The following is a 21405-nucleotide window of genomic DNA, read 5'->3' on the forward strand; positions in this document are numbered from 1 at the left end:
CCTGTCAAGACGCACCGAGTGGAGAGAATATGCTGGTTGGAACAATCGCCAAAAAGATCTTTGGGACTCCCAACGACCGAAAAGTGAAAGCAGTTCGTCCGATCGTGGCGAAAATCAATGCACTGGAAGCTGAGTTCGAAAAACTCAGTGACGAAGGCTTGATTGCGAAAACACAAGAATTCAAAGAACGCGTCGCCAACGGCGAAATGCTTGATTCGATTTTGCCCGAGGCATTTGCGAACTGTCGTGAAGCAGCGCGCCGCGCCCTAGGGCTTCGTGCGTTTGACACGCAGCTTAAAGGCGGTATCTTTTTGCATCAGGGCAATATTGCCGAGATGAAAACGGGTGAGGGTAAAACTCTTGTAGCGACTTTCCCGTCCTATTTGAACGCTTTGTCTGGCAAGGGTGTTCACGTTGTAACCGTCAACGAATACTTGGCCAGGCGTGACAGTGAATGGATGGCCAAAGTGTTTACAGCTTTAGGCATGACCTGTAGCTCCGTCCATTCCGAGCTGTCACCTGCAGACAAAAAAGCCGCTTACAATTGCGATGTGACCTATGCCACGAACAATGAACTTGGCTTTGATTACCTGCGCGACAATATGAAAACCGAAATCGGTGATTTGATGCAGCGGGGGCATAATTTCGCGATCGTCGATGAAGTTGATTCCATTTTGATCGACGAGGCGCGCACGCCCTTGATCATTTCGGGTCCCTCTGATGACCGCTCGGAACTTTATGTGACCATCGACAAGCTGATCCCAGAACTGTCTGACGATCATTTTGACCTTGATGAAAAGACCCGCGGCATTTCTTTCACGGAAGCTGGCAATGAATTTCTTGAGCAGCGTTTGTTGGAAACTGGTTTGCTGGAAGAGGGGCAGACCCTTTACGATCCAGAAAGCACAACCTTGGTCCACCACGTCAACCAAGGCCTTCGCGCGCATAAATTGTACCAAAACGGCACACAATATATCGTTCGCGATGGTGAAGCGATGTTGATCGACGAGCACACGGGCCGCATGATGTCAGGTCGTCGTTTGTCAGAAGGCCTGCACCAAGCCATTGAGGCAAAAGAAGGGCTGAAAATCCAGCCAGAAAACATCACGCTGGCCTCTGTGACCTTCCAAAACTACTTCCGCCTGTACGGCACGCTGTCTGGCATGACTGGCACAGCGACCACGGAAGCTGAAGAGTTCATGGAAATCTACAACCTTGGTGTTGTTGAAGTTCCGACAAACCGTCCGATCCAGCGCGTTGACGAACATGATCGCGTGTATCGTTCTGAGCGCGAGAAAATCGAAGCGGTTTTGAAATCAGTGCGTTTTGCCAACGACAAACAGCAGCCTGTTCTTGTTGGCACGACTTCCATCGAGAAATCCGAGGCCCTGTCCGAAAAATTGACTGCTGAAGGGATCGCACACAAAGTATTGAATGCGCGCCACCACGAGCAAGAGGCGCAAATCGTTGCTGATGCTGGTAAACTTGGTGCCGTCACAATCGCCACCAACATGGCAGGACGTGGGACGGATGTGCAGCTTGGCGGCAATGTTGATCTCAAAGTCATGGACGCCCTAGCCGCAAATCCGGATGCTGACCCTGAAGCGCTTCGTGCCCAGATCGAATCCGATCACGCCGAAGAAAAACGCAAGGTTATTGAGGCTGGCGGCCTGTATGTTCTGGCGACAGAGCGCCATGAATCCCGCCGAATCGACAACCAATTGCGTGGCCGTTCCGGCCGCCAAGGTGATCCAGGTCGCTCTGTGTTTTTCCTCTCTTTGGACGACGATCTGATGCGCATCTTTGGTTCGGATCGATTGGACAAAATGCTGTCCTCTCTTGGTATGCAAGAGGGCGAAGCCATCGTGCACCCTTGGGTGAATAAGTCGCTCGCCAAAGCACAAGCTAAGGTCGAGGGTCGCAACTTCGATATTCGTAAACAGCTTTTGAAGTTCGATGATGTCATGAATGACCAGCGCAAAGTGGTCTTCTCGCAGCGCCGCGAAATCATGGAATCAGATAACATCAATGAAATCGTGACGGATATGCGCCATGAGGTCATTGAGGATCTGGTGGACGAAGCAATTCCCGCAAAGTCTTATCCTGACCAGTGGGACGTTGAAAAACTTTACGTCTCTGTGTTGGAAAATCTCGGCCTTGATATGCCGGTTAAGACTTGGGCCGAAGAAGAGGGTGTGGACGACGAGGACATCATTGAGCGTCTCGTCAAAGCGTCTGACGAAGCCATGGCCGAAAAAACGGCCGCTTTTGGCGACACCCAGATGCGCCAGATCGAAAAGCAGTTCTTGTTGCAAGCCATTGATGGCAAATGGCGTGATCACCTTATGACGCTTGAACATTTGCGATCTGTTGTCGGTTTCCGTGGTTACGCTCAACGTGACCCGTTGAACGAATATAAAAACGAGAGTTTTCAGTTGTTTGAAACAATGCTCGATTCTTTGCGCGTCGAAGTGACGGGAAAATTATCTCGCGTTCGCCCGATGAATGAAGAAGAGCGCAATGCGCTGATGCAGCAAATTGCCGCTCAACAAGCCGCAGCAGCGGCGGCTGCCGCAGGCGCGGCTGATGCGTCGCAAATTGCTGAAGACATAAAAGATGGTGCGCGCGATTTTGATGAAAAAAACCCCGCCAGTTGGGGCAACCCTGCGCGCAATGATCTCTGTCCATGTGGTTCAGGCAAGAAGTTTAAACATTGCCACGGCGCTTTATAGCTTTGAAATCATGAAACAATAAATAGAAAAGCCGTTGCTCAGCAGCGGCTTTTCTATTTTCGTCGTCGCAAAATCTGTGTTCTTCGTGTGCCAGACGTTGATTGGTGACTTTTCTCCAGTTGAAAAAAATAACCCAAACACCGACAGTCAGCAGGTTGATTTCGATCGGTCATTGCGTGGGGCATAGGCTATGAGCTTTCTACATTTTGCAAAATGCGCTGCCTTTCTTTTGGCTGCTAGCATGGCGAGTTCCTTGCAGGCGCAAGATGTTGCTTTGACATCACGCGATGGATCCGTTTCTGTGTCCGGTAATTTCCTCGGCTTTGATGGAGAATTTTACCGAGTTGATACAGAGTATGGGGTTCTGACCCTCGACGGGTCTGGCGTTAATTGTGATGGCCCTGGATGCCCTGATCTTAACAGCTTCTACCCTATAATTCGGTTTTCTGGTGATGGCGCTGTGTCGGCATCCTTGTTGCCTGCCTTGGTGTCTGCCTTTGCTGCGCGCTACGGGTACAACACTGAAGTCTCTATGACACCGACGGAATATCGGGTTGTTTTGACAGATTCGGTGGCAGGCCAACCCGAGGCGCAAATCGATTTTGTGCACACGTCTACCGAGGAAGGCTTTGCCGATCTTGTAAGCGAAAACACTGATATTGTTGTCTCTTCACGTGAAGCCAATACTTTTGAAAAAGAACTGGCTAGGATCGCAGGCATTGGTGACTTGAGTGATCCAGTGCGTGCGCGTGTTATGGGCCTTGATGCCATCGTGCCAATTGTATCTCCATCCAACCCACTGTCGACGATTTCGCTTGAGAACTTGGAAAAGCTTTTGACAGGGACCTTTCAAAATTGGTCCGAAGTTGGTGGGCAAGATGCCCCTGTGTCACTTTTCTTGAATGAGGCGATCGTTGAAAGCGGATCGCCGTTACTTGAACTTTTACCAGCCCTTACCGTTGAAAGTTTGGCCACTGGCGCGACGATTTTACCAACAGCGCAGGCGGCTGTTGAGGCGGCTGAAGGTGACCCATATGGGTTCGCTTTTGGGCGATTGTCGACCGTGGGCAAAGTTAAGATTTTGGGGCTCACCGGCGAGTGTGGATTTCGCACTGATGTTGTGTCCGCTGATGTGAAAACCGAAGACTACCCACTGACGCAGCCATTGTTTTTATACACACCTGCACGACGCCTGCCGCAAATTGCGCGAGATTTTCTAGATTACGTTTTGTCACCTGCAGCTCAGATCGTAGTTGCGCGGTCCCCGTTTGTGGACCAAAGCATCGAAGAATTGACCTTTCGAGACCACGGGCGTCGTTTTGCCAATGCCATTCGCCATGCGGGGGAAGAAATAGCGCTTGATGACTTGCAGGCAATTGTAGATGGCTTGTACGGCGCGCGTAGATTGTCTTTAGGGTTTCGATTTAAGGGCGGAACCGCACTATTGGATGCACAAAGCCGTTCTAACGTTCAGCTTTTGGCGCGTTTGGTTGAGGCGGGAGTGTACGACGGAAAGCAACTGGTGTTCGCGGGCTTTTCAGATGGTCAGGGGCCAGCTGCAGCCAATGAACGATTGTCTGAAAGGCGAGCGGCAGCTGTGCGCAATTCTGTATTGGCTGCATTGGGCGAAGCTGCAGACCCCGAACTTTTTCAAACGGTAGTTCGCGGGTTTGGCGAAGCCATGCCACTGGCTTGTGATGATGTGGCTTGGGGGCGTAGTCTTAACCGCCGTGTCGAGATCTGGGTGAAAGATGGTTTTACAGATACCCTGTCGCGCGAAAGCTCAGCTCCGTAGATTTGCCGATGATCAGGTGATCATGGAGATGGATATCCAAAGCCTCTGCCGCGACTCGAATTTGACCGGTCATCGTGATGTCCTGATCTGACGGCGTTGGGTCACCAGATGGATGGTTGTGCACTAAAATCAGTGCTGAGGCGTTAAGCTCAAGCGCGCGTTTAACAACCTCTCGTGGGTAGACGGGGACGTGATCTACGGTGCCCTTTGCTTGCTCTTCATCTGCAATGAGAATGTTCTTGCGGTCCAGGTAGAGTACACGGAACTGTTCTGTTTCGCGATGTGCCATTGTTGTATGGCAATAATCGAGCACAGCATCCCAACCCGAGATAACCGGGCGCTGCATGACCTTGGCGCGGGCCAGCCTGTGAGCGGAGGCTTCGATAATCTTTAGATCACGCGCAATACACAGATCTATACCGTCGATTTCAATCAAACGCGAGATCGGTGCGGACAGCACACGGTTATAGTCCCCAAATGTATCGATCAAGGCTTGAGCAATAGGTTTGACGTCTATGCGGGGCAGGGATCGAAACAATACCAGTTCCAGCAATTCGTAGTCTGGCATCGCTTGTGCGCCGCCATCAACAAAACGATCTTGCAGGTTTTGCTTTTGATTGCGCAGATAGCTTGGCGGTTTCGATGGCAATACCACAGGACGGGCCTCGTCGAGGTCGAACAGCCATTGCGGCATTTCACGAAATTCTGTGGGGTGCGGAGTTGTTGTCATAAGACAATTGATCCGTCGATTCGCTGAAAATTTGATTAACATCTCTTAACCCGCGGCCCGAATGCCGCGGGTTAAGAGTGAAACTTAGCTTTTCATGCTGTCCCAGAAGCTTTTCACCTTTTTGAAGAAGGTCGAGCTTTCAGGATTGTTTTTGTCTTCCCCCAAGTTTTCGAACTCGCGTAGCAGTTCTTTTTGCTTGGACGTCAGGTTCACAGGGGTCTCAACGGCAAGTTCGATGAACATGTCGCCTTGGCCGCCGCCACGTAGCGCAGGCATGCCTTTGCTGCGCAGGCGCATTTGGCGACCTGATTGGCTACCTGCAGGGATTTTCACCCGCGAACGACCGCCATCGATGGTCGGCACTTCGATATCGCCACCAAGTGCTGCGGATGACATAGAGACGGGAACGGCACAATGCAGATGCGCACCATCGCGTTCGAACAGGGCATGCGGCTGCACTTCGATGAAGATGTACAGATCACCGGTTGGTCCGCCACGCAGGCCTGCTTCGCCTTCGCCAGCAAGTCGAATGCGTGTACCTGTTTCGACACCAGCGGGGATATTGACGGACAAGGAGCGTTCTTTTTCAACGCGACCTGCACCACCACACTGACCGCAAGGGTCTTTAATCATCTGGCCGATACCGCCACAGGCAGGGCAGGCGCGTTCGACAGTAAAGAAGCCTTGTTGTGCACGCACTTTGCCCATGCCTGAACAGGAGGGACAGGTTTGTGGTTCTGCGCCGTTTGCAGCACCCGTACCGTTACAGCCACCGCAGCTGACGGATGTTGGAACGGTGATTGTTTTTTGCGTGCCAGCATAGGCGTCTTCTAGGGAAATACGCATGTTGTAGCGTAAGTCGGAGCCGCGTTGCGCACGAGATCGCCCGCCGCCACGTTGTTGTCCGCCCATGAAGTCGCCGAAGAGATCGTCAAAGACGTCTGAGAAGGCTGAACCGAAGTCGCCTTGGCCGTGTCCTGCACCGGGGCGTCCACCGCCACCCATGCCGCCCTGTTCAAATGCAGCATGACCATAGCGGTCGTAGGCTGCTTTTTTGTCGGGATCTTTGAGTGTGTCGTAGGCTTCGTTCGCTTCTTTGAACTTGGCTTCGGCTTCGGGGTTGTCTGCGTTGCGGTCTGGGTGAAACTCCATCGCTTTTTTACGATAGGCTTTTTTCAATTCACCAGCATCGGCGCCCTTGGCAACACCAAGCACTTCGTAGAAATCGCGTTTTGCCATGGATCATGTCCTCCAGAAAAGCGGCAGCCGGCACAATGTAGATTTGCGCCGGCTCACCGAATTTCAATGCGGGTTACGAGCGCTTGTCGAGATCCTCGAAATCAGCGTCGACGATATCGTCATCAACACTGGAAGGACCACCGTCGTCTTCGTCCATACCTTCAGGCGCTGCCGCTTCGGCTTCAGCTTGGGACGATTTGTAGATCGCCTCACCGAGTTTCATAGCCGCGTCAGTCACGTTCTGAACGCCAGAGCGAATCTTCTCAGGGTTTTCGGTTTCCAGCTGATCGTTGAGCGCTGCGATCGCCAATTCGATGGCTTCAACAGTGGTCGGATCAACTTTATCAGCGTGTTCCTGAAGAGATTTCTCAGTGGAGTGGATCAGGCTTTCCGCTTGGTTCTTGGCTTCAACCAGATCCTTGCGCTCTTTATCCGCTTCTGCGTTTTCTTCCGCGTCTTTTACCATTTTCTCGATGTCGTCATCGGACAGGCCGCCAGAAGCTTGGATTGTGATCCGCTGCTCTTTGCCGGTGCCTTTGTCTTTGGCGCCAACTTCGACGATACCGTCGGCGTTGATGTCAAAGGTGACTTCGATTTGTGGCATGCCGCGTGGTGACGGAGGAATGCCTTCAAGGTTGAACTGGCCGAGGATCTTGTTGTCAGCGGCCATCTCGCGTTCCCCTTGGAACACGCGCAGAGTCACAGCAGATTGGTTGTCTTCGGCTGTTGAGAAGACCTGAGATTTCTTGGTCGGAATCGTTGTGTTGCGATCGATCAAGCGCGTGAAGACACCGCCCAAAGTTTCGATACCGATAGAAAGTGGTGTCACGTCAAGCAGCAGAACGTCTTTAACGTCGCCTTGCAAAACGCCAGCCTGAATAGCTGCGCCCATGGCAACAACTTCATCAGGGTTCACGCCTTTGTTAGGCTCTTTGCCGAAGAACTTTGTCACTTCTTCGATAACTTTAGGCATGCGTGTCATACCACCAACGAGAACAATCTCGTCGATGTCAGATGTGGACAGGCCAGCATCTTTGAGCGCCGCTTGGCAAGGTTTGATCGAGTTCTTGATCAAGTCGTTCACAAGGCTTTCAAGTTTCGCGCGTGTGAGTTTCATCACCAAGTGCAGCGGTTGACCGCCGTTTGGATCCATAGAGATAAACGGTTGGTTGATCTCAGTTTGCTGGCTGGAAGAAAGTTCGATTTTTGCTTTCTCAGCAGCTTCTTTGAGACGCTGAAGCGCCATTTTGTCTTTTTTGAGATCGACGCCGTTTTCTTTTTTGAACTCGTCCGCGAGGTAGTTCACGATACGCATGTCAAAATCTTCACCGCCCAAGAACGTGTCGCCGTTGGTGGATTGAACTTCAAACACGCCATCGCCGAGTTCCAAGATGGTTACGTCGAATGTACCGCCGCCGAGGTCGTAGACCGCGATGGTTTTGGTTTCTTGTTTATCAAGACCGTAGGCCAAAGCCGCAGCTGTTGGCTCGTTGATGATACGCAAGACTTCGAGGCCAGCGATTTTGCCGGCGTCTTTAGTCGCTTGGCGCTGAGCATCGTTGAAGTAAGCAGGCACTGTGATAACGGCCTGAGTGACTTCTTCACCGAGGTACGACTCAGCGGTTTCTTTCATCTTGCCCAAGATAAAGGCAGAGATTTGTGACGGAGAGTATTTCTCGCCGCGAACCTCAACCCATGCGTCACCGTTGCCGCCATCGACAACTGCGTAAGGGAGGTTCTTTTTGTCTTTCGCCAAATGTTTGTCGTCATCGCGACGACCGATAAGGCGTTTCACAGCAAAAACTGTGTTGTCTGGGTTTGTCACCGCTTGACGTTTCGCGGCTTGACCGACGAGACGTTCAGTTTCGGTGAAACCGACGATGGACGGAGTTGTCCGTGCACCTTCGGCGTTTTCGATGACGCGCGGTTGCGAACCATCCATAATAGCGACACAGGAGTTGGTAGTCCCGAGATCAATACCAATGACTTTGGCCATGCTCAAAATCCTCTTCTAGGCGATGTTATGACGCCGAGCCCCGAAGGCACTCTTAGTCAATCCCATGGTTTAAATCGGGTAAGCCCGATCAATGCTTCTCGGCGTATATAGGGAGACGATTTGGCCCCTGCAAGTTGTCGTGAGGCCGAACAGCACGAAAATTTGTCTTACAGGGGGTGTAAACGTCGATTCATCGTAAAATAATTGATGAAATTGTCCGAACGGCCGAAATATTAGCGAAAATATCTATGAACTCTTGAGTGACACGCTTGGATCACATTGCACTTTTTCTACATCTATGTTGCTGGATCAAACCCGCGATCAGCGATCTGCGCCCCAACTTGCAGATGCGCGACTGCGAGTGAAAAATTCAGCGAGCAAGCCGACAGTCATAAAGATGAGCGAAAAAATAACCGGGTACATCACCGAGCTGTAATGCGGAGAGTAATTGATAAAAGTGAAACCGCGCGCTTGGTCGATACAATGAAAGAGTGGGTTCCAAGAAAACATTGCCAAAATGTATCCGGGCATTTGATTGGCGACAAACATTTTGCCTGACGTGATCATGTTTGCGCGCGAATATATTGTTTGTACGATTTTTGTGAACTGCGGAAACCACGGGCGCAGAGCCAGCAAAACCATACCGAGTGCTACGCCTGAAAACCAAGCGATCAACATCATCATAAATGCGCCGGGCAGATATTGGAATGAAACAGTGCCCCAGCCCAAAGAATAGGCGGTCAAAATGACGACGACGGATAGGACTTGGGTGTAAAGAGAACTCAATGCGGCCGACGTGATGGCGATAGCTGTGTTCATTGGCGCGTGCTGCATCATGGGTGATGTGGCAGATTCTGAGCCAGCAACATCACTGAGTGCCTTATTATGCGTCAAAAATAGAAAAATTCCTGTCATGATGTACAGGACGAAATCTCCACGAATTGCGTTGCCGCGCAGGCCTAGAACTGAGTACATAAACACAAAAACCAATACCAGTATAAGTGTTTGTAACATGTTGATAACTAGACCCAAAAGTGGGTTTCCGTGTGACTTTCTGACGTGGCGTACGGTATTATGAAAAACGAGTTTCAAAATCGTATTGGCTGCAGCTAAGCCGCTTTGTTGTTGAGAATAGTGAAACATGGCCAAAAATCCTGTGACAGCTTTCACATCAGAGTAGCAGTGAATTCTTGCTGTTCCTTTAGTGACATAGCATAAAGCCGTAAGTGAAAGTTATCAATGTGCGCGCGTGTTCGATATGCGCAGCACAATTTATCAGGAGACAGACCTTGGATTTCGAAAAACTTACCCCTCTCATGCGTAAACTTGCACTCGAAGCCGGAGACAAGATCATGGAGATTTACAACTCCGATGATTTTGAAGTGAAATCTAAATCAGATGATAGCCCTGTCACTATCGCTGATGAGGCGGCTGACGCGTCTATCTCTGCGGGCTTGCGCGCTGCGTTTCCTGACGTGACACTCATTACCGAAGAGCAAGCCGACTCGCACAGTCTGTCGGCCGACACGTTTCTCATTGTTGATCCGCTCGACGGTACCAAAGAGTTCATCAATCGCCGCGGTGATTTCACGGTGAATATCGCCTTCGTTGAAAACGGCGTCCCAACACGTGGTGTTGTTTATGCGCCAGCCAAAGATCGCTTGTTCATCACGGGCGCGGACGGGCAATCCTATGAAGAAGTGGGGCCTTTTGCGAAAGACACTATTGGCACGCTGAACAAAATCTCAGTATCTAAGCCTGACAATGCAGGCCTGCTCATTGTTGCCTCCAAATCGCACCGCGATCAGGCGACTGAAGATTACATCAATAAATACAATGTCAAAGACAGCAAGTCTGCGGGATCGTCTTTGAAATTCTGTTTGGTCGCGACAGGCGAGGCTGATTTGTACCCACGCGTTGGGCGCACGATGGAATGGGACACAGCAGCCGGACATGCTGTTTTGTCGGGTGCTGGCGGTCATGTCGTGCGTTTCGACAATCATGAACCACTGACGTACGGCAAAGAAGACTATGCCAACCCATTCTTTATTGCTTATGCGCCCGGCGTAGACCTGAAGACGGCTTAATGTCAGTTCTTCTTGTTATTCCGGCTCGCTTTGCATCGACACGATACCCAGGAAAGCCGCTCGTCGAGTTGACGGGCGCATCCGGCGTTAAAAAATCTTTGATTCATCGCAGCTGGGACGCTGCGATGTCGGTGTCTGGCGTGGATAAAGTTGTTGTCGCAACAGATGACGACCGTATTCGCGCGGCGTCCGAAGCGTTTGGAGCTGAAGTTGTTATGACTTCAGAATCTTGCGCAAATGGTACCGAGCGCTGCGCAGAAGCTTTGGAAAACCTTGGGGGGCAGTATGATATTGTCGTCAATTTGCAAGGTGATGCGCCTTTAACGCCAGCTTGGTTTGTCGAAGATCTGATCGCTGGATTGAAAGCGCACCCGATTGCCGAAGTCGCAACGCCAGTCTTGCGCTGCGATGGCCGCGCTTTGAACGGTTTTTTGGCGGATCGGCGTGACGGGCGAGTCGGCGGCACCACTGCCGTATTTGGTGCCGACAAACAGGCGCTCTACTTCTCAAAAGAAGTCGTGCCTTTTACGACGCAAGTGTTTTCTGATGATGAGGCAACTCCAGTGTTCCATCATGTAGGAGTCTATGCCTATCGGCCTTCCGCCCTAGGAGACTATCCGAAATGGACAGCGGGACCGCTTGAAACTCTTGAGGGTTTGGAGCAGTTGAGATTTTTGGAGCGAGACAGGCCTGTTCTTTGCGTTGAAGTCGAGGCGCGTGGTAGACAGTTTTGGGAACTGAACAATCCTGAGGATGTTCCGCGCCTAGAAAAAATGATGAATGAAATGCACATTAATTAATCTAACGACATGATTTTTAGCACGTTTACTAAAGATATGAATACTTATTAAGCAGCGTTGCAAAACTGTGCCATAAATCAGCCAAACTACCCCACGGGTGCTGACGAACGCTCGTCGTAGACGTAGAGTTAGCAAACCAAAAAATATTGATAATCCTCTTGGTTGAGGACGAAGGAGTAAAGATGACACGTAAGGTTACGAAGGCAATTTTCCCTGTTGCAGGCTTGGGAACACGTTTCCTTCCGGCGACGAAGTCGATCCCCAAAGAGATCATGACGCTCGTTGACCGCCCTTTGATCCAGTATGCTATTGATGAGGCGCGCGCTGCAGGCATTAAAGAATTTATCTTTGTGACCTCGCGTGGCAAAGGCGCTCTTGAAGATTATTTCGACCACTCACCCGTGCTTGAGCAAGAGCTTCGCAAAAAGGGTAAGACTGACATGCTTGAGGTGCTCAAAGGCACCAACATGGAAAGCGGTGCTATTGCGTATATTCGCCAGCACAAAGCGCTTGGTCTTGGTCATGCTGTCTGGTGTGCTCGTCGCCTTTTGAGTCCACGGGAACCTTTCGCGGTGATCTTGCCTGATGACGTGATCGCAGCAGAAACACCATGCCTTCAGCAAATGGTTGAAGCTTATCAGGAAACGGGTGGCTCAATGGTTGCTGCCATGGAAGTCCCCGCAAGCAAAGTAAGCTCTTACGGCGTTTTGGATGTTAAAGAGGATATGGGTGCAACCGTGTCAGTGAAAGGTATGGTTGAGAAACCTGCTCCTGGCACTGAGCCCTCCAACTTGGCGGTCATTGGTCGCTACATTTTGTCCCCTGACGTGATGAAAAACTTGCATCACATGAAGCAAGGTGCGGGTGGAGAAATTCAGCTGACTGATGCGATTGCGGATGAAATCACAGCTGGCCGCGACGTCTTTGGTTACCGGTTCGCCGGTCAGCGGTTTGATTGTGGTTCTAAGGCGGGTTACCTTCAGGCGGCGATTTCCTTTGGGTTGTCACGCCCAGAACTTCGCGAAGAGCTGCAAGAATACCTTGATGAGCTATCCGCGACACGCGCAGCAGCACAGTAAGAGTTAAAATGACAAAAAATGTACTTGTGACCGGTGGTGCCGGCTATATTGGGTCGCACGCGTGCAAAGCATTGCGTGCGGCAGGATATGTTCCGGTAACTTTTGACAACCTGTCGACAGGCTGGGAAGAGGCTGTAAAGTTTGGCCCATTCGAGCAAGGCGATTTGTTGGATCGCGCGCGCTTGGATGAAGTTTTTGCCAAACATAAACCGATTGCTGTGATGCATTTCGCCGCCTTTAGTCAAGTCGGCGAAAGCATGAAAGACCCTGGAAAATACTGGCGTAACAACGTCATAGGGTCATTGCAGTTGATCGAGGCTGCCGCAGATGCGGGTTGTTTGAATTTTGTATTTTCATCCACCTGCGCAACCTATGGCGACCAAGACAACGTCGTTTTGAACGAAGACTCTGTGCAACTGCCGATCAATTCTTATGGGGCGTCCAAGCGTGCCATCGAAGATATCTTGGCGAACTTTGAGCAATCACATGGTTTGAAGAGCGTGATCTTTCGCTACTTCAATGTTGCGGGCTGTGACCCTGACGGCGAAGTGGGTGAATTCCATCAGCCAGAAACGCATCTCATCCCGCTTATGCTGGATGCAATTGCAGGCAAACGCGCTGCGCTGACAATTTTCGGCACAGATTATGATACGCCTGATGGCACCTGCATTCGTGACTATGTGCATGTGTGCGATTTAGTCGATGCGCATGTTTTGGGGCTGAAATGGCTTCAAGACGCCAAAGGCAGTCGTTTGTTCAACTTGGGCACAGGCAAGGGCTTTTCTGTGCGTGAGGTTCTCGACGAGTCGCGGGCTGTCACAAACAAAGAAGTGCCACATGTTGAAGGTGATCGTCGTCCAGGCGATTGCACCAAGCTGGTGTCTGGCTCAGAACGCGCTGTGACCGAACTTGGGTGGACGCCTGAGCGGTCAAATATGAAAACTATGATTGAAGACGCGTGGAATTGGCATCAAACTGGTCATTATGACAAGTAACCACACGATCAGATGAGTGTTTTACGGGAGGCTTGGCGCAAATACAAATTGCGGCTCAAGCATCGCAGGTTGCTTTTGCGTGCGATGCTAAAACGCCGTGAGTTGACGTCTGTCGTCGACCGAACCCAAAACATTCAGTCAGATGATATTCTGTGTTTTGCAACCGTGCGCAATGAAAGCGTGCGGTTGCCTTATTTTTTAAAGCACCACAGGGCGCTTGGTGTGTCTCATTTTTTGATCGTAGACAACGCGAGCGATGACGGCACCACTGGCTATTTAAAGTCCCAAAACGATGTTTCGCTTTGGGCGACGCCCAAGAGTTATCGTGCATCACGATTTGGGATGGATTGGCTCACGTGGCTGCAAATGCGCTATGGGCGCGGTCATTGGTGCGCCACGCTTGATGCAGATGAGGCGCTGATAATTCCACATCACGACAGCCGAAGTTTGCGTGATCTCACCGATTGGCTGGACGCGCGGGGCGTACGTGTTTTTTCTGCCTTGATGCTGGACCTGTACCCTAAAACGCGACTGTCTGAGGCTAAATATACGGTGGGAACTCCGTTCACTGACGCCTTGGGCTATTATGATGCCCAAGGTTATGATTGGGAACTGCAGCCAAAATATCGGAATATTTCCATTCGTGGTGGCCCTAGAAAGCGTCAGTTTTTCAAAGACGCGCCTGAGCTTGCGCCGCATATGCACAAAACGCCCTTGATCAAATGGAATTGGCGCTATGTCTATGCCAGTTCGACCCACGTCGTGTTGCCGACGCGGCTGAACATCGGGTTTGATGCGCGTCACAATTTACCGACGGGCGTGTTGCTGCATGCAAAATTTTTAGATGAAGCCTTGAGGCAGTCTACCGCAGAAGCGGTGCGCAAAGAGCATTTCACCCATCCGCAGGACTACAACACGTATTACGATCAAATTCTGTCGGACCCTGTCCTATGGAACGATACGTCTCAGCCTTACAGTGGTTGGCGAGGGTTGGAAGAGAGCGGTCTTTTGGCGCGTGGTGATTGGGAATAGTCAAATTTCCCCGCAGATTTGTTTCCAATTCAGTAATGCATTGTTTACGAAAACGGAATAACCCCCTATTTAATTAGACAAAAGAAGGACTGCCAGCTTAGACTTCTGCCTGTTTACAACGATGCCACTTGTAAGTGAACAGTAGATTTTAAGACCTGTGCGGTACAAGAGCGCGAGCATAACCTCTACGATTTGGAAAAGGGCAGAAGTGAGTCGACTAAAGCAATATCGCCTTAGGCTTCGCCGCAAACAGCGGCTTATTCGCGCCTTTCGAAAAAGTCGTCAGTTAAGCTGCATTCAAAACCACACAAACCGCATCGAAAAAGATGATGTTTTGTTGGTCTGTACTTTGCGTAACGAGCGCATTCGCTTGCCATACTTCATGAAGTATTATCGTGACCTTGGCGTGAAACATTTCTTGTTTGTTGATAATGACAGCGATGATGGATCGCGCGAATACCTGATGGACGCAGATGATGTCTCGGTTTGGCACACAATGGCCAGCTATCGAAACTCTCTGTTCGGCGTTCATTGGATGAATTGGATCGCGCGCAAATACTGTCACAATCATTGGACGTTGACGGTGGATGTCGACGAACTTTTTGTCTTTCCGTTTTGCGATACGCGCCCCATTCCTGCATTGACCGATTGGCTGGACAGTTCAGGTATTAAATCATTCTCAGCGATGCTGATCGACATGTACCCCAAGGGGCCAATTGATGCGGAACCTTACCAAGCCGGTCAGGACCCGATGGAAATTGCCCAGTGGTTCGACAGCGGCAACTACATGCTTTCGGCAAATCACGAGTTTCACAACCTGTGGATTCAAGGCGGTCCACGTGCACGATTGTTTTTCAATGACGACCCTTACAACGCACCCTCGTTGAACAAAATTCCTTTGGTGAAGTGGCATAAAGATTACGTCTATATGCACTCCACTCACATGCTTTTGCCGCGTCGTTTGAATTATGTGTATGAGACTGCCGGCGGTGAGATGGCGTCAGGCGCATTGTTGCACACCAAGTTCCTGAATACCTTTGTTCAAAAGACCGAAGAAGAAATGCAAAGGCGTCAGCACTATGCTGGCAGTCGCGAATATTTGGCATACCATAACAGAATTAAGGACGATCCTGAGCTGTGGTGTAATTGGTCAGAGAAGTATATCAACTGGCGGCAACTTGAAATTTTGGGCCTCATGTCAAAAGGGAATTGGGCATGAGCGTCGGGTTTGTGATGCTGGTTCACGAGGCGCTTCATCGTGCTGAAGAGGTTGCGCGCCATCTTTCCGATCACGGATGCCCTGTTGTAATCCATGTCGACAAGCGCGTGCCAAAGGCCACCTATCTGCCGTTCGTTGATAGCCTGTCTGATTTGACCAACGTAAAATTTTCCAAACGTCATGCCTGCGAATGGGGCACGTGGTCACTGGTTGCGGCTTCACAGGATGCTTCCGAGCTGATGCTTGAGAGCTTCCCCAGTGTGCGCCACGTGTATCTGTCATCTGGGTCTTGCTTGCCGCTGCGCCCGGTCAATGACCTTGTACAATATTTGGCGTCGCGCCCCATGACCAATTTCATCGAAAGCGTCACCACAGAAGACGTGCCTTGGACCGTGGGCGGCCTAGACGCTGAACGCTTTACTTTGCGCTTTCCGTTCTCTTGGAAACGCCAGCGAAAATTGTTTGACCGCTACGTGTCTTTGCAGCGGCGATTGAGGTTTGAGCGCCAAATTCCTGATGGTCTTATTCCGCATTTGGGCTCTCAATGGTGGTGTCTGACGCGCCAAACCTTGTCTGCTATACTTGAAGACCCTGATCGCAAGGTCTACGACGCCTATTTTAAAAAGGTGTGGATACCTGATGAGAGCTACTATCAGACGCTTGTTCGGTTGTATTCTAACAACATAGAAAGCCGATCTTTGACGCTGTCGAAATTCGACTATCAGGGTAAACCGCACATCTTCTACGACGATCATTTGCAGCTTTTGCGACGGTCCGATTGCTTTGTGGCGCGCAAAATTTGGAGCAAGGCAGATCGTCTGTACAACACGTTTTTGAATACCCACACCAATCCGATGCAAGGCGCAGAGCCTAACCCTGGTAAGATTGATCGCATTTTTTCAAAAGCGGTCGAGCGCCGAGTCATGGGGCGTGACGGTTTGTATATGCAAAGTCGTCAGCCGGCTCATGGTCGTGGCAAAGGGAAGACGTCAGCCCCGTATTCAGTTTTTGAAGGGTTTTCGGACCTGTTTGAAAACTTTGATCAATGGCTCTCACAAGCCGTGAGTGCGCGGGTGCATGGACATCTGTTCGCCCCCGAAGGGGTGGAATTCTCAGGCGATCAAAAAGTATTTTCTGGCGCATTGTCAAATCACGCGGCACTGCGTGATTATAACCCTTGCGGTTTTTTGACCAATATAATTTGGAATACACGAGGCGAACGACAATGCTTTATGTTTGGGCCGCGTGATAATCAAGAGATCAATTGGTTGATTGCGACGGATCCCAATGCGCAGATTTCGGTGATTTCTGGCGCATGGGCTGTCACGTTATTTCGATCAAATCGAAATTTTTCGGACATCCGCAAAGAAGCCGCGCGTCTGCAAAAAGTTGAAGCTGAGCATCTGGATATTTTGCGGTCACAACACGTCAAGGCGCGTGTTCGCATTTGGACAATGGCAGATTTTATTGACAGTCGCATGGAGCCTTTGCAAGCCATCATTGATGAAATTGGGCCGCGTAATGTACGCCGTTTGACGGAAGCACCACGGATGCGCGATTTGACGGGTTTTGGGCAGTTTCTTCAAAATTTGAAAAATCAGGGTATGCACCCGCACCTCATGGGAGACTTCCCGATGGAACCTGAAGTTGAAAATGCGCCATATGAACGCAAAAAACCTTACTTGGTGAAATAGAATATGCCTCAGAGTTATGACTACTTTGTAATTTTTGCCGAAATGCGGACGGGTTCCAATTTTCTAGAAGAAAATGTGAACTCCTACTCAGGCCTTAAGTGCTGGGGGGAGATCTATAACCCGCATTTTGTTGGTAAACCGAGCAACAAAGACTTCGATGGAATCACGGTGGATAAACGCGAAGCGGACCCTTTGAAACTTTTGGAAAAGCTGAAAAACAAGTCAGACGGACTTGATGGATTTCGCTATTTTCACGATCATGACCCGCGTATGTTTGATACTATCATCAATGATCCGCGTTGCGCCAAGATCATTTTGACACGAAACCCGCTTGAAAGCTATGTGTCGCGCAAAATTGCGGGGGCAACGGGTCAATGGCGTTTGGGTGATCTGAAAGATGCTCGCACTGCGAAAATCAAATTTGATCCAGCGGAATTCGAAGAAATGCTTGATGCTGTGAAAGCGTTTCAAAAGAAGATTTTGCGAAGCCTTCAAGTCAGCGGACAGACAGCGTTCTATATCTCTTATGAAGATGTTCAAGATATAGATGTTCTCAATGGGTTGGCTAAGTATTTGGGTGTCAATGAGCTGCGATTAAAGACGGTGCAAAAGACCAAGGTTCAAAACCCGTCCGGCCTTGAAGACAAGGTTGTGAACTATCCAGAGATGGTCAGCGCATTGTCGTCGGTCGATCACTTTAATTTGGCAAATACACCTAACTTTGAGCCGCGTCGCGGGCCAGCTGTTCCCACATTCGTCGCGTCAAAGGCGGCACCGATTTTGTATCTTCCTGTGCGCGGCGGGCCTGAAGGTGCGCTCAAAAAATGGTTGGCGTCTTTGGGTGGCGATCAAGGCCTCATCGAGGGTTTCAGCCAAAAAACGTTGAGGAATTGGAAGCGCAATAACAAGGGCCATCGCAGCTTTACGGTTGTGACTCACCCTGTGGTTCGACTGCACCGTACATTCTGCAAGTATATCGCAAACGTGACTGAAGACACTTTTGGCGAAATTCGAGATCAGCTGCGCACCACGTATAAACTGTCGTTGCCCGCTGATGGACCAAACATATCCCTCGAAACCCACCGCGAAAGCTTTATAAAATTTGCAAATTTCGTGAAAGGTAATCTCGGGGGGCAAACTTCCATTCGCGTTGATGGCGGTTGGGCTTCGCAATCGGAAGTCATCAATGGCTTTGCGGAGTTTGCTTTGCCGGACTATGTTTTCCGAGAGGACGAATTGGCACAAGAACTGCCTAGGTTGCTTGGTGATACAAAATCGATTTCAACAAATTCAGTTGAAGATGCTCCATTTGCGTTGGTTGAAATCTATGACGCAGATGTTGAAGCAGCTGTGCGCGCCGCCTATCAAAAAGACTACATGATTTTCGGATTTAAAAATTGGCGCTGAACCTTTGGCCTAGGCTGCCTTAGTGGTGGGGCCAGAGGTCAAAATTGCATGTAGAGTGGCCGCGTCAGTATTCGAGCGTAACTTCGTGCAAGTAGCGGCGTTGCGCATCGTACGCGAAACAAGCGCCAGCGCTTTCAGGTGATCTACACCAGACTCGGCTGGAGCAAACAGAGCAAATATCAGATCAACAGGCTGGCGGTCCACCGCATCGAAATCCAGTGGCGTATCAAGGCGCAAAAACGCACCGACAACGCGGTCCAAGCCTTCAATGCGAGCGTGAGGTAGGGCGACCCCATCGCCAACACCTGTGGGTCCAAGATTTTCACGCTCCTGAAGCGCATTAACCGCTGAATTTATCTCTAAGCCATAGCAAGCAGATGCAATTTCTCCAAGATCTTGGAAAAGGCGTTTCTTACTAGTCAATTTGGCAAAGACCTTGACGGCCTGTGGCTTCAAAAGTTCAGAAAGTTCCATATTATATTTACCCGCCTCGGCTATCGCACGAGGCGGGCCAAGATCCTCAATTCGCGTTGTTGGGGTCGATCCAGCCGATATTCCCATCTGGGCGGCGGTATACGACGTTCACTCCGGTCTTTCCTTCTTTGTGGAACACCACGACAGGTGCGCCCGCAAGCTCCATTTGCATGACTGCCTCACCAACCGACAATGTCGGGATGTGAGTTTCCATTTCAGCAATGATCATCGGCTGCAAGGAATCAGGTTCTTGATCCTCTTCGTGCTCCGTTGCGGCGAGGATATACGATGAAGCGCCTGCAAGTTCAACCGGTTCGGACCGATGGGAGTGATGATCTTTCAAGCGGCGCTTGTAGCGGCGCAGCTGTTTTTCCATTTTTTCAGCGCATTGGTCAAAAGCCGCATAAATATCGTGCGTATGCGCATTGGCTTGTGCGGTAAGGCCTGTTGAGAGATGAACCACTGTTTCGCAGTTAAATTCTGCACCGCTCTTTGAAAAAACCACGGTCGCATCGGTCGGGCGTTCTGCGTATTTGTCGACGACAACGCCAAGTTCCGTTTTGACATGGGTTTGAAGGGCCTCACCGATGTCGATTTGCTTTCCGCTAATTTGGTACCGCATGATATCTCCTTTTCGTTATTTAGAGCCACGCGTCGCACACAAAGTACGGCAATGTGGATCCTTTGGATTTTGTGAATTGCGGGGTTTGATGCCCAAACGTTTCTGGTGTCCCAATCTTGCGATTGGGGATACGTCGGCGTGGTCTAGGCCCCAACAGGCCGCCCCACATTTTGTGAAACGATGGTTATGCATCAAGGGTATTTGGCTGCACAAAGGGGGGGCATGTCAACCACAAGCTGAAGCGACGGTTATCAAAATCGAAAGTTTTCGCCCAAATAGACTCGGCGCACTGTTTCGTCTTCGACGATTTCGCGTGTTGTGCCTGACATCAAAACTTGGCCATCGTGCAAGATATAAGCTCGATCAATAATGCCTAATGTTTCCTGAACGTTATGGTCAGTTACAAGCACGCCGATGCCGCGATTTTTTAGATCAGACACAAGGCCGCGAATCTCTCCAACGGCGATAGGATCGACACCCGCGAAAGGTTCATCGAGCAAGACATAAAAGGGGTTTGCGGCCAGACAACGCGCGATTTCGACACGACGTCGTTCCCCACCCGACAGAGCAATTGAAGGAGCGCGGCGCAGGTGCCCAATTGAAAATTCACTGAGCAATTCTTCTAGCCGTTCACGGCGAATCAAAGGGTCGCTTTCTGAAATTTCTAGAATCGCAAGGATGTTGTCCTCAACGCACAGGCCGCGAAAGATAGACGCTTCTTGGGGCAAGTATCCGATGCCGAGTTTCGCCCGCCGGTACATAGGCAGCATCGCAATATCGAGTCCGTCGACGACCACTTCGCCCGCCTCAGGTGTGACCAAGCCAGCGATCGAATAAAAGCAAGTGGTTTTGCCTGACCCGTTTGGCCCAAGCAAGGCGACCACCTCACCGCGATTGAGATCAAGAGATACATCTCTGATGACAGTGCGTTTGCGGTAGCCTTTGCGTAAATTACGCACGCGCAAGCCCAGTTCCGGAGTATCAGTCATTACTGTGTCCCAGGTTGAAGGATCGTTTTTACGCGCCCTTCGATTTGACCGGTGCCTGTGGCCAGATCTACCACCATGCGCTGTCCTGACAGAGCATTCTGGCCTTGGGTCAATATGACGTCACCCGTTAATGTGACAGAAGCTGATTTGATGTCATAAACGGCCTGCTTGGCCTCTATCGCCTCGCCACCATTGACAAATGTCACGCCGCCTGTGGCAACCAGCTGCGATATTTGGCTTGTATCTTTCGTGTCGTAAATCACTTCGACTGTTGTGGCTGTAAGACGCAAAGATCCTTGGCCAATCAATACATCACCGGAAAATATTGCTTTGCCCGTTGATTGATCGACACTGAGTTGATCAGACGTGATTTCGACGGGCTGGGAGCTGTCATGCTTTAAGCCGCCAAACGCGATTTGAGCGCCCTGTGCAAAGGCAGAAGCATGAAAAAATGTCAGCCCAACTGCGACAAAGGCCGAGATCGAAATTGATTTGAATAACTGCACGATGGTCCC

The 21405-nt window shown here is 50.4% G+C and carries 18 protein-coding genes; 10 read left to right on the forward strand and 8 right to left on the reverse strand.

Annotation, left to right across the window (positions count from 1 at the left end):
• The first annotated feature begins 29 nt into the window (after window positions 1–29).
• Both secA and WNY38_RS09645 read left to right on the forward strand, forming a co-directional pair.
• Window positions 30–2732, forward strand: a complete 2703-nt coding sequence (secA, locus tag WNY38_RS09640) for a preprotein translocase subunit SecA (protein WP_342857130.1) — start codon at window positions 30–32, stop codon at window positions 2730–2732.
• Between the two features lie 190 nt (window positions 2733–2922).
• A complete protein-coding gene (locus tag WNY38_RS09645; protein WP_342857131.1) occupies window positions 2923–4527 on the forward strand; it encodes a phosphate ABC transporter substrate-binding/OmpA family protein in 1605 nt (534 codons plus the stop codon).
• Here WNY38_RS09645 and radC read toward each other — a convergent pair.
• The 4 genes from radC to WNY38_RS09665 form a co-directional block, all read right to left on the reverse strand.
• Window positions 4490–5221, reverse strand: coding sequence for a DNA repair protein RadC (radC, locus tag WNY38_RS09650; protein ID WP_342857224.1), 732 nt, complete (start codon window positions 5219–5221; stop codon window positions 4490–4492). The two genes, WNY38_RS09645 and radC, sit on opposite strands and share 38 nt — an antisense overlap.
• Before the next feature lie 120 nt (window positions 5222–5341).
• On the reverse strand, window positions 5342–6496 hold the full coding sequence (dnaJ, locus tag WNY38_RS09655; protein WP_342857132.1) for a molecular chaperone DnaJ: 1155 nt from the start codon (window positions 6494–6496) through the stop codon (window positions 5342–5344).
• Between the two features lie 73 nt (window positions 6497–6569).
• Window positions 6570–8492: a molecular chaperone DnaK gene (gene dnaK / locus WNY38_RS09660; protein ID WP_342857133.1), complete on the reverse strand. Its 1923-nt coding sequence runs from the start codon at window positions 8490–8492 to the stop codon at window positions 6570–6572.
• A gap of 321 nt (window positions 8493–8813) precedes the next feature.
• Window positions 8814–9635, reverse strand: a complete 822-nt coding sequence (locus tag WNY38_RS09665; protein WP_342857134.1) for an ABC transporter permease — start codon at window positions 9633–9635, stop codon at window positions 8814–8816.
• A 146-nt stretch (window positions 9636–9781) separates the two neighbouring features.
• Between WNY38_RS09665 and cysQ the strand changes: the two genes are divergently transcribed.
• From cysQ to WNY38_RS09705, 8 genes are all read left to right on the forward strand, one after another.
• The gene (gene cysQ / locus WNY38_RS09670; RefSeq protein ID WP_342857135.1) at window positions 9782–10579 is read left to right on the forward strand and encodes a 3'(2'),5'-bisphosphate nucleotidase CysQ; all 798 of its coding nucleotides are present in this window, start codon (window positions 9782–9784) and stop codon (window positions 10577–10579) included.
• Window positions 10579–11379, forward strand: a complete 801-nt coding sequence (locus tag WNY38_RS09675) for a manno-octulosonate cytidylyltransferase (RefSeq protein ID WP_342857136.1) — start codon at window positions 10579–10581, stop codon at window positions 11377–11379. The genes cysQ and WNY38_RS09675 overlap by 1 nt, the downstream gene beginning before the upstream one ends.
• Window positions 11380–11561: 182 nt before the next feature.
• Entirely contained in the window at window positions 11562–12458 is an 897-nt protein-coding gene (locus tag WNY38_RS09680) for a UTP--glucose-1-phosphate uridylyltransferase (protein WP_342857137.1), read from the forward strand.
• Window positions 12459–12466: 8 nt separating this feature from the next.
• The gene (galE, locus tag WNY38_RS09685) at window positions 12467–13453 is read left to right on the forward strand and encodes a UDP-glucose 4-epimerase GalE (protein ID WP_342857138.1); all 987 of its coding nucleotides are present in this window, start codon (window positions 12467–12469) and stop codon (window positions 13451–13453) included.
• Between the two features lie 84 nt (window positions 13454–13537).
• Window positions 13538–14485 carry a glycosyltransferase family 2 protein gene (locus WNY38_RS09690; protein ID WP_342857225.1) on the forward strand — a complete coding sequence of 316 codons (948 nt, stop codon included), beginning with the start codon at window positions 13538–13540 and terminating at the stop codon, window positions 14483–14485.
• 208 nt (window positions 14486–14693) lie between these two features.
• A complete protein-coding gene (locus tag WNY38_RS09695; protein WP_342857139.1) occupies window positions 14694–15704 on the forward strand; it encodes a glycosyltransferase family 2 protein in 1011 nt (336 codons plus the stop codon).
• Entirely contained in the window at window positions 15701–17398 is a 1698-nt protein-coding gene (locus tag WNY38_RS09700) for a beta-1,6-N-acetylglucosaminyltransferase (protein WP_342857140.1), read from the forward strand. Before WNY38_RS09695 ends, WNY38_RS09700 begins: the two co-directional genes overlap by 4 nt.
• 3 nt (window positions 17399–17401) lie before the next feature.
• Window positions 17402–18805, forward strand: a complete 1404-nt coding sequence (locus WNY38_RS09705; protein WP_342857141.1) for a nodulation protein NodH — start codon at window positions 17402–17404, stop codon at window positions 18803–18805.
• Between the two features lie 9 nt (window positions 18806–18814).
• Here WNY38_RS09705 and WNY38_RS09710 read toward each other — a convergent pair whose 3' ends face one another.
• The 4 genes from WNY38_RS09710 to lptA all read right to left on the reverse strand — a co-directional run bounded on the left by WNY38_RS09710 (window position 18815) and on the right by lptA (window position 21396).
• The gene (locus WNY38_RS09710; RefSeq protein WP_342857142.1) at window positions 18815–19279 is read right to left on the reverse strand and encodes a PTS sugar transporter subunit IIA; all 465 of its coding nucleotides are present in this window, start codon (window positions 19277–19279) and stop codon (window positions 18815–18817) included.
• A gap of 46 nt (window positions 19280–19325) precedes the next feature.
• Window positions 19326–19901 (reverse strand): ribosome-associated translation inhibitor RaiA, encoded by a 576-nt coding sequence (gene raiA / locus WNY38_RS09715; protein WP_342857143.1) that lies wholly within the window; start codon window positions 19899–19901, stop codon window positions 19326–19328.
• A gap of 251 nt (window positions 19902–20152) precedes the next feature.
• On the reverse strand, window positions 20153–20890 hold the full coding sequence (lptB, locus tag WNY38_RS09720; protein WP_342857144.1) for an LPS export ABC transporter ATP-binding protein: 738 nt from the start codon (window positions 20888–20890) through the stop codon (window positions 20153–20155).
• Complete coding sequence (gene lptA, locus WNY38_RS09725) at window positions 20890–21396, reverse strand: lipopolysaccharide transport periplasmic protein LptA (protein WP_342857145.1); 507 nt, start codon at window positions 21394–21396, stop codon at window positions 20890–20892. Before lptA ends, lptB begins: the two co-directional genes overlap by 1 nt.
• Between the last annotated feature and the right edge of the window lie 9 nt (window positions 21397–21405).

Origin of the sequence: Pacificibacter sp. AS14 (assembly GCF_038899935.1) — a bacterium.
In the GTDB taxonomy this organism is placed as follows: Bacteria; Pseudomonadota; Alphaproteobacteria; order Rhodobacterales; family Rhodobacteraceae; genus Celeribacter.